The organism is Acinetobacter sp. CY79, from assembly GCF_059515845.1.
Genome location: NZ_JCAKMY010000012.1, coordinates 42185 through 55799, shown reverse-complemented (window position 1 = coordinate 55799; position 13615 = coordinate 42185). Strand labels below are relative to the sequence as shown.

Sequence of the window (13615 nt, the reverse complement as noted above, 5' to 3'; positions counted from 1 at the left end):
TCTTCTCTTTATTCATGCTTTAATTTTATTTGTTGTTATATTTCTATTTTGAAATCTGGTGATCGCTATACAAATGCATAGCGAGGTGCTTCAGGGAGCCATCGTTTAAGCAAAGCTTCTGCTTGTAGCGGATGCTCTTTGAGCATCTCACCAGCAACATAATGCGCTTGAGCTAAAAGATGATCATCACGTTCGAGTTTGGCGACCTTGAACCCCATATCACCTGTCTGTTTAGTACCAAGTAACTCACCCGGACCTCGGATTTCTAAATCTTTTTCAGCAATTAAAAAGCCATCATTGGTTTCACGCATGATGCGTAAACGCTCCTGCCCATTTTGCGAAAGCGGGCTTTTATAGAGTAGTGCACAAAAGCTGGCAGTTGCTCCACGACCGACACGACCACGTAATTGGTGTAACTGTGATAGTCCTAATCGCTCAGCATTTTCAATCACCATAATAGAGGCATTCGGCACATCGACACCGACTTCAATCACGGTGGTCGCAATCAGAAGTTGCAGTTCATTGTCCTTAAACTGTTGCATGACAGACTGTTTTTCATCTGCCTTCATTTTGCCATGCACTAAGCCGATATTGAGCTGTGGAAAACGTTCTTTAATTTCTGCATAAGTCGCTTCAGCTGCTTGTGCATCTAAAGTTTCAGATTGTTCAACCAAGGTACAAACCCAATAAGCTTGTTTACCCTCTGCACAGTTCTGTGCAATGCGTAGTAAAACTTCTTCACGGCGATCCAGTGGAATAGTCACCGTTTGAATCGGTGTACGACCTGGTGGAAGCTCATCAATGACAGATGTATCTAAATCGCCATAGGCTGACATGGCGAGTGTTCGTGGAATCGGCGTGGCAGTCATCACCAATTGATGCGGTGTTGTATTATTAACGCCTTTATTACGCAGTGCTAAGCGTTGATCAACACCAAATCGATGTTGCTCATCAATAATCACTAAACCGAGTTTGGCAAATTCAACATTGTCTTGAAATAGAGCATGTGTTCCAACAACCAGTTGAGCAGATCCATCTTTAATATTCTGCTCTGCTAAAGCGCGCGCTTTACCTTTTTGCTTGCCTGATAGCCAAGAGACATTTAAGCCCAAAGGTTCAAACCATTTTTTGAAATTCAAATAATGCTGTTCGGCTAAAATTTCAGTCGGTGCCATCATCGCCACTTGCCAACCTTCTTCTAAAGCATGACATGCGGCAACACCCGCAACTAAGGTTTTTCCTGCACCAACATCGCCTTGTACCAATCTGAGCATCGGCTTATTTTTCTTTAAATCTTTAGCAATTTCATTGGATACACGTTTTTGTGCATTGGTCATTTCAAAGGGTAAGGTAGATAACAATTGCTTTGCAAAAGTTTGACTCGGTGCAAATGCAGGTGCCGCAATTTTTTGAATGAAAGCACGTCGCGTCAGCATCGTGATTTGATGTGCAACCAACTCTTCAAAAATCAGTCGTTGCTGAGCAGGGTGGTGACCTTGTGCCAATTGCAGCATATTGGCATCTGTAGGCGGATGATGAATATATTCTAGCGCTTGCTTAAGCGCATAACCATTGGTAAATTTTTCAGGTAAAAGTTCTGATAAATTATCACTGTGATGAGTCAACGCTTGTTTGACATATTCACGCAGTTTGGACTGTGTTAGTCCTTCAGTGGCAGGGTAAATGGCGGTCAGCTGAGTTTGCGGAAGTGGGGTATGCTCTGAAATGAGTTGAATCTCAGGATGGTACATTTCTAAACCACGAGCACCAACACGAACTTCACCAAAGATACGCAGTCGATTACCTGCCTTGGCACGATCCATTAAAGCTTTATAAATATGATAAAAACGCAGTGTGACCTTGCCATAATCATCTTGGACTAAAATCGCCATAGATTTACGTTTACCGGGAGGCATGTCGATGGACTTTACGATACCTTCGAGCAAATAGCTGCGCCCGACGTGTAATTGGTTCATTGGAATGATCGTGCTACGATCTTCATAGTCACGGGGTAAATGAAACAACAAATCGTCAGTGGTGAAAATATTTAGTTTTTCAAGCAGAGCAACGGTGGCATTGCCTACCCCTTGCAATTGATGGACTGCGGCCATGTCCCCTCAACTTAGTTCAATTCATGTAGATGAATAGGTCGTATGATGCATATACTAATGATTGGTTATGGTAAAACATCACAACGTGTTGCTAAACAATTATTCCAACAAGATCACCAAATTACCACAGTTAGCCTGACTCCGAAAGATGATGCTTTCGCAGCGCATTTACAACAAGATATTCATCAGCTTGATTTATCCCTGATTCAGCCTGTCGATGTAGTCTATGTACTTTTAGCGCCATCTCGCCATTCTAAATTGAGTAGTGTTGAAAATTATAAACGCACCTATGTGGATTCAGTTCAGCCTATGGTTAAAGCTTTAAGACATCACCCTGTTCAACGCATTATTGTGGTTTCGTCAACGCGCGTGTATGGTGAAGATCAAGGGCAAATCATCAATGATGATTCACCAGTTATTCCAAAAGATGAGCAAGGGTATTTGTTATTGCAAATGGAGCAATTGTGGCAAGATGCTTATCCTGAGCAAGTCATTATTGTCAGACCGACAGGGATTTATGGGACTTCAAGCGCTCGAATGCAGAAGCTGGCTGATACAACAAAAACCTATCCCAATATTCATTGGTCAAATCGAATTCATATCGATGACTTAGCTCGTTTTTTAGCGCATTTGATTCACGTGGAACATCCTAAAAAATCTTATATTTGTACGAATAATCAGCCTGAACCTTTACATGAGCGGATTTTAAAGATTCAAAGAGAATTGGGTTTGCCTGAATTGGTTTTGGAAAGTGAAGTCGAAACAGGGAAGCGGATTTTTGCGAAGAGGATGGTGGAGAGTAAATTTGAGCTTATGAAGATAAAAGCTATTTGAGCAAACACTAAAAAAAAATCCCCTTCTTTGAAGGGGATTTTTTTTTATGACTATTTCTTCTTACGCTTTAAACGCTTCTTGGCTTGTTGTTCTGCAACAGCATCCAATGCTTCCTTCAATTCCTCATCGGTAAATGAAGTAATGTGTTGAAGCATTTGCAAAGTCACATCATCAAGCACAAGGTTGGCATACTGGGCTACATTTCTGAAATGCGCATCAAATACAATCGAGCCTTCATCATTCTTGCTGATATAGCCTTGCTCGGTTAAGACTTTAATGAAGCTTTGAAACAGCGCTTTATCGAAGAACTCAGGTGAGTTGAACTCGTAAAGCACAGACAAACGCTGACCCAATAAATGACTCAAGTCTTCAACTTGTTTAGTTGAAATATTACCTGAACCACGTTGTGTGATCAGCGCTAAAGTCATGTAATAACGCTCAAGACTTTGACGAACTGGCGCTGCAAGAACTACCAATTGATTATGATCTTCAGAGTTTGGTGCAGGGCAGAGCAGATTATTCTGATCATCAATGGAAATTAAATTCGCTTGAGCAAGCGCATCGACATATTGCTCAATTTGTTCTTTAAGCTCATGTTGTTCCCATTTAAGGAAAAGCTCAGCTTTTAAGAACGGGTAAAGCGTTGAAATTACACTGATCATATCGTCTTTGCTAATACGACCATTGTGTTCAACCAGCGCAGCGATGAGAGATGGAAGAACAAAGGCATGCAGAATGTTATTACGGAAATACGTCAATAACACGGCTTGATTGTCTTCAATCGCAATGATGTCGCCCAAAACATGCTTCACACGTTTAATCAGTTTAAGTTTCAAACCATATGCAATGATTTCTTTACCGGATAATGGCGTCACTTGCATACGATGATCGTATGGCAAGGCTGTCAACAGATTACGATAAGTATCCAGTTGCTTAATGCAGATCTCTTCATCCAACGTGTGTTTTGTTGTTGCCAAAAGAATTAACGAGAGCAATGAAACAGGGTTAATAACTGCTGCACGGTTAATATTTTCCAAAATAGCTTGCGCAGAACTATTTACTGCATCGGACACTGCTTGAGGAATAGGATCATCATTCTTTTCAATTTTGACATTTTCAGCACCATGCTTCTTCAACATGTCATCTAAGAAAACAGGCTCACCAAAGTTCACATAAACACGTCCGAAAATACGTTCGATTTTACGTAAGGTTTGGATAATGCCAAAAACAGATTCAGATTCTTTCGGCTTACCATTCATCTCACCGACGTAGGTTGCACCTTCCATCAAACGTTCATAACCGAAATAAGTCGGAACGAAAGCAATCGGCTTTTCACGACCACGTAAATGACTATGAACTGTCATTGCGATCATGCCTGTCTTTGGCGGCAGTAAACGACCTGTACGTGAGCGACCACCTTCAATGAAGTATTCAAGTGGTGTATTACGAGTCAAAATACTGTGTAAATACTCTTTAAATACGGTAGTGTACAAGCCATTACCACGGAAACTACGGCGAATAAAGAACGCACCCCCACCACGAAGTAATTGACCGACAAAAGGCATATTGAGGTTATCACCCGCTGCGATGTACGGCACCATCATGCCACGTTTATAGATTACGTAAGACAGAAGGAGGTAATCGATGTGACTACGATGACATGGCGTATAAATAATTTCGTAGTCTTTGGCTAACTCACGCACCGTATTAAAGTTATGTACTTCAACGCCGTCATAGAGTTGCGTCCATAAGCGGGTTAAGGCTTGTTCTGCAAAACGAACAGTCGAATGAGAATAGTCAGAAGCAATTTCATTCACATAACCAATCGCACGGCGTTCTGCTTCAATCAAGCTAATCTTAGAGCGAATACTTTCTTTACGAATCGCTTCTTTCACATCTTCAGACTTGATCAAAGACTGCATCACATTGCGGCGATCTGATAAATCTGGTCCTAAAACGATTTCACGTTGACGATCCAGAAAGTCATTCAGTTGGTTCACAATATACGTTGCAGGCGATAAGTTTGGATGTGTATCTTTTGCATAATTCACCAACTCACGCAAAGACTTCGCTTCATGGAATTCTAAATAGGATTGGCGACCATGCAGACCGATATTCATTAACTGTTTTAAAGTACTTGGTGTTGCCCAAGTATCAGTGAACAATAATTTAAATAATGAATCTTCTTTATCTGGTGAACGTCCCCACAACACAGTCACTGGAATTAACTCGATTTCAATCTCAGGATTTTTTTCAATCAATTCAATGAGACGCAATAAGCGAGGTGGAAATGCATGTTGTGGTGGATTGAGCAGATTGGTTTCATTTTGAGGTTGTAAGAAAACCACAGCAGCTTTTTCTTTATGTTCACCAATGACCAATGGTTCAAGTGCAGGTGTGAGTTTTAAGCGACGTGTTTCGCCATCGACAACGAGTGCATTACTTTTAGAATAATTCTGCAAGATATAACACACCACTTTTTGAGGTGTGTCTGTCGAAGCTTCAGTTTGTTCTGAAACTTGAGGCTCTGTTGGAACTTCTCCAAGAACATGCGGTGTTACTACTAGGTCAAGCAGCTTACTAGAAAGTCTGCGATACATTTGACCAAAGCCACTCTTGGACATAAAAACTCCTAACCGATGACGAATTACGCATCACAGCGAATAATGTGCGTTATTTTCTTAAATATAAGCCAAAAACAATATGTCATTTTCTAACAAATTGCATGGAAATTGGTAGATTTTATCGTTAAAAATCGTATTTTTAGTGATTATATCAAATAACCAATGTGACAATACAGTCAGCGAAACTTTAGTAAAATGATGGGGATTTATGGCAATATAAACTCAGTCGTCATTGCGATCTGTATTGGTTGAGTTTTTGATTGTGCAATAGCAATGAATCGAAATGTCAGAATGAAGGTTAGATATGAACAATTTAACGCAAGAACTTGTTAATTTACTTACTTTGGAAAAATTAGAAGAACATATTTTTCGTGGTCAAAGCCTCAATTTGGTAGGGAAGCGGGTATTTGGTGGACAAGTTCTTGGACAGGCACTTCGAGCAGCATCCTATACAACAGACCGTCCAGCACATTCATTACATGCATATTTTTTATTTGGCGGAGATGTGAATGCGCCGATTATTTATGAAGTAGAGAAATTACGTGACGGTAAAAGCTTTGTCAGTCGTCAAGTGCGTGCAATTCAGCATGGTCGCACTATTTTTTCAGCAATGGTCTCTTTTGCTCATACTGAGGAAGGTCTGGATTACCAAATTGCAGAACCTGAATATCCAAAGCCTGACGATTTAATTTCTGAGCAAGAACTGAAAGAAAACATCATCAATTTTGTTCCAGAAAATATTCGTGCGGCATTCATGCGTCCACGTCATGTTGAAATTCGCCCTGTGTCAATCAGCAATCCATTTCAACCTCAACCAGAATCTCCATCGTACGCGCATTATATTAAAACGCATGAAAAACTGGCCGCTGACGTTGCCAATGATATTTCGTTGAATCAAGCCATTGTTGCATTCTACTCGGATTATACCTTGATGATGTCGGCACTACGTCCACATGGCATGAACTATCTGACGCCAAGCTTACAATGTGCCAGTATCGATCATGCGATTTATTTCCATAAGCCATTTAAGGCAGATGAGTGGATGCTTTATGATATGGATGCAACGGTGAGTGCCAGTTCACGCGGTTTGAATTTTGGTAAAATGTGGCAGAACGGACAATTGGTGTGTAGTACCACCCAAGAAGGCTTAATGCGTTTAAGAGAAATTGAAAACCAATAAGGAGTTCATATTATTCTTCAAATAATCTATTTGAAATCTGGCTCGCTCATATTTGTAGAGCACTCAAGCAAAAGCCCTGTTTAAATCAGGGCTCATTTATTTCTAAGAAGTACGTATCTAAAAGCGTTTAATTTCTTCATAAAGTATTCAAAATAAATGCTGAACTTCTCACAAAAAATCTCTCGATTGCCAGAAGTCGGCATGGCATAGTGCAGTCACGTTTTTAAAAATAAAGCATGATGCTATGAGCTTGAATACGCAGATTTTGATTGCCGCAATATTTGGTGTCGCATTTGGTTTTTTATTAAATCTCTTTCCTGAAACGTCATTTTTCACAGGCAGTATTTACGGGTTGGGATTAATCAGCAGTATTTTTATTGGATTGCTGAAATTACTGTTAATTCCTTTGATTTTTAGCTCAATTGTGGTCGGGGTGTCTAATCTCCAGTCCGGGGGGCAGCTCGGGCGAACGTGGAAAATCACGCTCGCATGTTGTGTGACCACGACGTCACTGGCGTTAATTTTAGGGTTAACGTGTGCGCATTTATTTGATGTCGGGAAGGGTGTAGATGTTGCATTTTTTAAAGATGCAATGGATCAGCATCAGTCTCCTGATACGCTAACGCCGTCTTCATTTTTCACTAATTTTATTCAAAATACTTTGATCAACCCCTTCAAAGCATTCGCGGAAGGCAATGTGTTGGCTGTGGTTTTGTTTGCTTTAATGATTGGTGTTGCATTGGTGAAAGGCGGTGAGAAATTTAATGGGGTGCGTCAGCTGAGCCAGCAATTTTTCGACATTATGATGTTGATGATTGGTTGGGTGATGAAGATCGCACCATTGGGTATTTTTGCTTTGTTGGCAAAACTCATTGCCACTGAAGATATCTCTGTACTGAGTCGATTGGCTGAGTTTGCTGCTGTGGTGACAGGAACGACGATTTTCCATGGGGTGGTGGTATTACCACTACTCCTTTGGGTTTTTGGAAAAATGGATCCAATCACCTTTTTTAAAGGTGCACGAACAGCCTTGATTACAGCGTTTGCGACCAGTTCAAGTTCTGCCACCATGCCATTATCGCTCAAATGTGCGCAAGAAAATTTGGGTGTTAGACCGCAAACAGCAGGATTCGTGATTCCTTTAGGCACACAGTTAAATATGGATGGCACTGCCTTGTATGAGGCCGCTGCAGCATTATTCATTGCGAATTTAATGGGTTTAGATTTAACGCTCGGGCAACAGTTGATTGTCTGTGCAACCGCAATGATCGCATCACTTGGTGCACCAGGTATTCCAAGTGCGGGTATGGTGACCATGATTATGGTGCTTCAGTCTGTAGGCTTACCAGCAGAAGCGATTGCTATTTTATTACCGATTGATCGCTTATTGGATACCGTGCGAACTGTGGTGAATGTTCAAGGGGATATGATGATCAGCGTGGTTGTGGATCGTCATACTCGTGACAATGATGAACAAATGGATGCGGTATCATCGAGTTAAATATCTTTATCTCAGATTGTGCTGATCATCACCTTTAATGGTTTTGCTGTTTATTCATGAAGTGATGATTGATTGACGACACGTATGAATTGAAATGAAAAAAGCCTGCAGTATGAAATATTGCAGGCTTTTTGTATGACTGAATAAATGTTGAGGAGGTGATTAAGCGACTTTTAATGCAGCACGCTTTGCTGCTGGTGATTGATCAAGGTACGCAATCGCATCTTCAGTTTTTGCCTCATGAACTGGATCATACCAAGGCATTAAATAACCCAATTGTTGTGATACTAACCACAATGGATGTGGCAAAATGCGGTTATCTTTTTGAGCGATACGCGCCCATTCACGCCAGATCCAAGGTTTATATACTGCGGGTTTTATAGATGCATAGCGAGGATCTTGACTCATAATATGTGCAGCACCATCAACCCATAATCCAAGCACCGCGGCAATCACAATCACGCTTTGATAATAACGAGAAATGTAGCCACCACCCAGATGACGATACAGATCAAAAGCAACAGTACGATGTTCGATTTCTTCAGCACCATGCCATTTAACTAAATCCAGCATATTGGCATCAGCGCCAAGTTCACCCCATTTCTTATTATAGAGTGCATATTTACCTAAGACGCAGGTCATATGTTCAACGGTCGCAACAACGCCTAAGCGGAATAAATCCCATTGATGATCGAGTATTTCTGGAACTTTAATGCCCAGTGGTTGGTCTGCAAGTAATTTTCCAAATAGGAAATCCATAAGGTCTAAATTACGTTGAATATCAATATTACGAGCAGAGAGATATTCTTTATTGGCTGAATTATGTGCTTGAGCATGCATGGCTTCTTGGCGAATAAATGCTTTTACATCTTCTGCCAATTTTTCATCGGTAATTTTCGGCAGAACTTTGTTGTAAAGGCGACAGAACCAAAATTCACCTGCAGGCAAAATATTATTAATTTCATTAATGAAATAGCTGGTAAAGGGTTGATCTGGAATCCAATCCACAGGCGTTTCAGCCCATTCAAATTTAACCTTACGTGGTTTGATGTGATACTGAATAGACGATCCAATCTTACTATTTTTTAATTTAGCCAATAGTTTCATCACATTTCCTGAATTATTGTTGTGTTACTTATCATTCAGTATAAAAAAATGCCCCCGATTGTTATTAGCAATTGGGGACATTCATCTATCAATATGTGATCTTTTGTGTCTAACAAAAATATCTCAATGGATTATTTATCCAATTTTTCAATAGATGGGTCAGTTTCAGTTTCTAGATCTGAATCCGTATCTAGATCTATATCACTTTCTGAAGCTTCAGGAATTGCAGACATGTCGAAACCTTGTGGATATTCGAGGGTATAGTTCAAACGACCACCCATGACACTGGCTAACTCTTCCAAACCGATTCGGTTCAGTGAAGAGAACAATTGAATAGAGAAGTTCAATTTCATTTTCTTCAATTGGGCTTGCACTTCTTGAAGCGTTTTGGAAGCAGGGCCACGATTCAATTTATCAGCTTTGGTGAGTAACACGTGAACGAATAATTTACGCGAATGGGCCCATTCCAACATCATGACATCAAAGTGTTGAAGTGGATGGCGAATATCCATCAATAACACCAAACCTTGCAAGCTTTGACGATGAATCAAGTAATTCTCAAGTTCTTTTTGCCATACGATTTTCATGGCTTCGGGTACGGCAGCATAGCCATAACCCGGTAAATCGACTAGACGCTGATCAGGATTGCCCAAGCTAAAGAAGTTGATCATTTGCGTACGGCCAGGACGTTTTGATGCGCGGGCCAATTGCTTTTGATTGGTCAAGGCATTGATTGCGCTTGATTTACCAGCATTGGAACGTCCAGCAAAAGCAATTTCATAACCAGTGTCTTCAACACAAATACTGAGCTTTGGCGCACTCATTAAGAATTCGGCTTTACATAACCAGTTGAGTGCTGAAACAGCATATTCTGTGATCGCAGGATCAACCGCCTTTTCATAGCTAATCTTTTGTTTAGGCGCGTTTGATGTCTTTGAATTCTTAGACTTTCCACTACTGCGATGCATAACTCAACTTCAATAAAATGACCAACAATTGCGTATTATAAAGCAAGTCGGGAATCCAAGCGAACTTTGTCAGCGAGAGTTTTAAATTCAAAGTGATTGTGGTTGTTAAGTTTTGAAAGGTGAATGAAAAATTGAATTGAATTCAGATGCGATAGGCTTTTAAAAACTGGAAAACATTCATTTCTGGTCGGTTGTTTTAAAGCGCTAGAAAATCAATCGCATTGTTTGATGTATGTGTGCTTAATGAAGAAGCTGGAGGACGGGATCTAAATGCTTCGGCTAAGGTATATTGATTAAGACTTTGATAAAATTGTTCAACAGCATGATTTAAAATACCCTTTAAACCGCACTGACTACGGAGGACGCAAGGTGGAGTATTACACTCTACGACCTGTTGATCACCTTCCAGAATTCTTAAAACATCGCCCAGCTTGAAATCTAAAGCTGTTGGATTGATTCTGATCCCACCACCTTTACCACGCGTGGTTATAATCCATTTCTTTTTCGACATAAAATGGACGATTTTGACCAAGTGATTTTGAGAGACAAGCAAATTTTCCGCGAGTTCAGCAATCGTGTAAGGTAAATCTCGTGGTCTTGAGATGTACATTAAGACACGTAATGCATAATCAGAAAATTTATTGAGTTGCATAACTGGATCAAATTTGAAGGATTCAAGGAATCTTAGCCTGAAAGTCCTTAAAAGAAAACTTGGCAGGCTAAGTTTTAGCTTGGATACGAGTTTAAATTAACGGCTGAGTGGCGCTGTAACTTCAACCACATCGCCAATGTTGTAATGATTCAGCAGAATATTGGCCACTGAAAAATCAGTTGGGTTTTCTTCAGCAATCACATCAAAGGTGTATTGAGTTGATTGTGCTGTGACAAAAGTGAACTGTTGAGGTTGTTTTAAATTTTGTCCTGGTACTTCAACACGTACAGAAATGTAGTCACGAGGTTGAGCAGGAAGAATTGCTTGTTGATCTTGAGGATGCAGGGTAATGCGTTTTGACTTGTCATTACCTTCGATATGGGTAATGTTGAATTTACGCCATCCAGCCCAACCGCCAGTTTGTGCTGCAAGATTTTCGTATTTCTGTTTCTCTACACCAATTAAGATATCTGCAAGTTGTAAGTAAGCAGCTTTCCATGCAGCGATCAGTTCTGCTTCCATTGGGACATCAAGAACTTCACTGATTGAATGTAATAGGTTTTCACCGACAATTGCATATTGCTCAGGACGAATATCTAAGCTGACATGTTTCGTGGTGATGTGTTCAATAGCTTTTGCTAAAACACTTGGATTCTCAATATGTTCAGCATAAGCCAAAACAGCAGCTGCTAGAGCGCGTGGTTGACGACCTGTACTTTGGTGATCAAGGTTAAATACGTTGTTGAGTTCAGGGTTATTTTTCAACATACGTTGATAGAAATAGCTAGTTAATGCTACGCCATTTTCGCGCAGAACAGGAACAGTACTTTTAACAAGTTCGATATGCTCAGGAGTCATATTCATGCTTTTACTTCTATTCAGAGTTATAAGATGTATTTAAAATACATCTTTAAATTTATTACTACAATAGCCAAAATTAGAAAACCATAAAAAAATTATGGGATATTAAAATATCCCATAATTTTTAGCTAAATAATCTGTAAAGTGAATGAGGGGGAGATAGGGTTTAGGAGCTTATTTCTTACCAAATAAAGAACCGAGTAAACCACGAACGATCTTTTGACCTGTTGATCCACCGAGACTTCGTGCAGCACTTTTAGCAAATGTACCCAAAATGTCCTGTGTCATTTTCTCACGTTGCTTCGCTGAGCGTTCAGCTTCTTTTTGTTGTTCTTTGAGAAGGAGATCCTGTTGGCGAGCCTGTTGTTTTGCAAGGACTTCAGCTTCTTTAGCTTGTTGTTTAGCCAATGCTTCTTGTTCTTTGGCCTCAACTTTATCTTGTTCTGCTTGAGCAGCTTGTTGTTGGCGTTCTGCAACCTTATTTTGCAGCATTTCAAAGGCACTTTCACGATCAACTTCTTTTTCGTAGATACCTGCGACAACACTTTGATTCATTAGTCCTTTACGTTCATCTGTTGTAATCGGACTAAATGAAGAATAAGGAGGCATCACCCAAGCGCGTTCAACAATTTGGGGAATACCTTGCTCATCTAGACAGCTAATTAAAGCTTCACCTACACCTAATTCTGTGATGGCTTGATCCACTTCAAATTCAGGATTTGCACGAAAGGTATCGGCAGCTGTTTTTACAGCTTTTTGATCTTTCGGTGTAAATGCGCGAAGTGCATGTTGAACACGGTTACCCAATTGACCTAGTACGCTTTCAGGTAGGTCGAGAGGATTCTGTGTGACAAAATAAATGCCGACACCTTTGGAGCGAATCAAACGAACGACTTGTTCAATTTTTTCTTGTAAGGCATCGCTGGCATTATCAAATAGCAAATGTGCTTCATCAAAGAAGAACACTAATTTAGGCTTATCCATATCGCCGACTTCAGGAAGTTGTTCAAACAACTCTGAAAGCATCCATAATAAAAAGGTTGCATATAGCTTAGGTGTATTCATCAACTTATCGGCAGCCAATAAATTGATATTACCTCGCCCTTGATCATCAGTTTGGATGAAATCCATAATATTGAGTGCGGGTTCGCCAAAGAACTTATCACCCCCTTGATCTGCAAGTGCAAGCAAGTTTCGTTGAATTGCACCTAAACTTGCAGGAGAGAGATTGCCATACTCAGCTTTAAAGTCGGCAGCATGTTCACTCACATAGGTGATCATTGCTTTGAGATCTTTAAAATCAATCAGCAATAGCCCTTTATCATCTGCGATACGGAAAATCGCTGAAAGTACGCCTTCTTGTGTGTCATTCAAATTCAACATGCGTGACAGTAGCAGAGGACCGATCTCTGAAACTGTAGTACGAATCGGATGGCCTTGCTCACCAAACAAATCCCAAAAAACGACGGGTGAGGCAGCGAATGGAATAGACTCGATGTTTAAACTTTGAATACGCTCTTTAAATTTAGGATTGGGTTCACCCGCTTTCGCAAGACTCGAAACATCGCCTTTGGCATCAGCTAAGAATACGGGCACACCAATACGTGAAAAACTTTCTGCCAATACTTTTAAGGTGACAGTCTTACCAGTACCTGTCGCACCCGCAATCAAACCATGACGGTTCGCGAACTGTGAATGTAAGACAACATCTTGTTGAGTATTTGTGGTTTTTTTAGCGATGACAATTGGTGTGCCCATAGCGATACCTTTTTATATT

The 13615-nt window shown here is 40.4% G+C and carries 10 protein-coding genes; 3 read left to right on the top strand and 7 right to left on the bottom strand.

Annotation, left to right across the window (positions count from 1 at the left end; all coding sequences use genetic code 11):
* Positions 1–65: 65 nt before the first annotated feature.
* The gene (gene recG, locus AC5YCE_RS06575) at positions 66–2111 is read right to left on the bottom strand and encodes an ATP-dependent DNA helicase RecG (RefSeq protein WP_496171452.1); all 2046 of its coding nucleotides are present in this window, start codon (positions 2109–2111) and stop codon (positions 66–68) included.
* A 45-nt stretch (positions 2112–2156) separates the two neighbouring features.
* On the opposite strand from recG, the gene AC5YCE_RS06570 reads away from it, so the two are divergent.
* Positions 2157–2945: an NAD-dependent epimerase/dehydratase family protein gene (locus tag AC5YCE_RS06570; protein ID WP_496171487.1), complete on the top strand. Its 789-nt coding sequence runs from the start codon at positions 2157–2159 to the stop codon at positions 2943–2945.
* Positions 2946–2995: 50 nt separating this feature from the next.
* On the opposite strand, the gene plsB is transcribed toward AC5YCE_RS06570, so the two are convergent.
* Positions 2996–5569, bottom strand: coding sequence for a glycerol-3-phosphate 1-O-acyltransferase PlsB (plsB, locus tag AC5YCE_RS06565; RefSeq protein WP_496171451.1), 2574 nt, complete (start codon positions 5567–5569; stop codon positions 2996–2998).
* A 304-nt stretch (positions 5570–5873) separates the two neighbouring features.
* Between plsB and AC5YCE_RS06560 the strand changes: the two genes are divergently transcribed.
* Together AC5YCE_RS06560 and AC5YCE_RS06555 are read left to right on the top strand one after the other, a co-directional pair.
* On the top strand, positions 5874–6749 hold the full coding sequence (locus AC5YCE_RS06560) for an acyl-CoA thioesterase (RefSeq protein WP_496171450.1): 876 nt from the start codon (positions 5874–5876) through the stop codon (positions 6747–6749).
* Between the two features lie 244 nt (positions 6750–6993).
* The gene (locus tag AC5YCE_RS06555) at positions 6994–8250 is read left to right on the top strand and encodes a dicarboxylate/amino acid:cation symporter (RefSeq protein ID WP_496171449.1); all 1257 of its coding nucleotides are present in this window, start codon (positions 6994–6996) and stop codon (positions 8248–8250) included.
* A gap of 162 nt (positions 8251–8412) precedes the next feature.
* On the opposite strand, the gene AC5YCE_RS06550 is transcribed toward AC5YCE_RS06555, so the two are convergent.
* The 5 genes from AC5YCE_RS06550 to AC5YCE_RS06530 all read right to left on the bottom strand — a co-directional run bounded on the left by AC5YCE_RS06550 (position 8413) and on the right by AC5YCE_RS06530 (position 13596).
* Positions 8413–9357 carry a metal-dependent hydrolase gene (locus AC5YCE_RS06550; protein ID WP_496171448.1) on the bottom strand — a complete coding sequence of 315 codons (945 nt, stop codon included), beginning with the start codon at positions 9355–9357 and terminating at the stop codon, positions 8413–8415.
* Positions 9358–9488: 131 nt separating this feature from the next.
* Positions 9489–10325 carry a ribosome biogenesis GTP-binding protein YihA/YsxC gene (gene yihA / locus AC5YCE_RS06545; RefSeq protein WP_496171447.1) on the bottom strand — a complete coding sequence of 279 codons (837 nt, stop codon included), beginning with the start codon at positions 10323–10325 and terminating at the stop codon, positions 9489–9491.
* 196 nt (positions 10326–10521) lie between these two features.
* Complete coding sequence (locus tag AC5YCE_RS06540; RefSeq protein WP_496171446.1) at positions 10522–10977, bottom strand: RrF2 family transcriptional regulator; 456 nt, start codon at positions 10975–10977, stop codon at positions 10522–10524.
* A gap of 96 nt (positions 10978–11073) precedes the next feature.
* The gene (locus tag AC5YCE_RS06535; protein WP_496171486.1) at positions 11074–11835 is read right to left on the bottom strand and encodes a globin domain-containing protein; all 762 of its coding nucleotides are present in this window, start codon (positions 11833–11835) and stop codon (positions 11074–11076) included.
* Between the two features lie 177 nt (positions 11836–12012).
* On the bottom strand, positions 12013–13596 hold the full coding sequence (locus AC5YCE_RS06530) for a helicase HerA-like domain-containing protein (RefSeq protein ID WP_496171445.1): 1584 nt from the start codon (positions 13594–13596) through the stop codon (positions 12013–12015).
* Between the last annotated feature and the right edge of the window lie 19 nt (positions 13597–13615).

Excerpts from the sequence above, each read along its gene's own strand:
- recG (WP_496171452.1), bottom strand. The coding sequence starts at position 2,111 with ATGGCCGCAGTCCATCAATTGCAAGGGGTAGGCAATGCCACCGTTGCT.
- AC5YCE_RS06570 (WP_496171487.1), top strand. The coding sequence starts at position 2,157 with ATGCATATACTAATGATTGGTTATGGTAAAACATCACAACGTGTTGCT.
- plsB (WP_496171451.1), bottom strand. The coding sequence starts at position 5,569 with ATGTCCAAGAGTGGCTTTGGTCAAATGTATCGCAGACTTTCTAGTAAG.
- AC5YCE_RS06560 (WP_496171450.1), top strand. The coding sequence starts at position 5,874 with ATGAACAATTTAACGCAAGAACTTGTTAATTTACTTACTTTGGAAAAA.
- AC5YCE_RS06555 (WP_496171449.1), top strand. The coding sequence starts at position 6,994 with ATGAGCTTGAATACGCAGATTTTGATTGCCGCAATATTTGGTGTCGCA.
- AC5YCE_RS06550 (WP_496171448.1), bottom strand. The coding sequence starts at position 9,357 with ATGAAACTATTGGCTAAATTAAAAAATAGTAAGATTGGATCGTCTATT.
- yihA (WP_496171447.1), bottom strand. The coding sequence starts at position 10,325 with ATGCATCGCAGTAGTGGAAAGTCTAAGAATTCAAAGACATCAAACGCG.
- AC5YCE_RS06540 (WP_496171446.1), bottom strand. The coding sequence starts at position 10,977 with ATGCAACTCAATAAATTTTCTGATTATGCATTACGTGTCTTAATGTAC.
- AC5YCE_RS06535 (WP_496171486.1), bottom strand. The coding sequence starts at position 11,835 with ATGACTCCTGAGCATATCGAACTTGTTAAAAGTACTGTTCCTGTTCTG.
- AC5YCE_RS06530 (WP_496171445.1), bottom strand. The coding sequence starts at position 13,596 with ATGGGCACACCAATTGTCATCGCTAAAAAAACCACAAATACTCAACAA.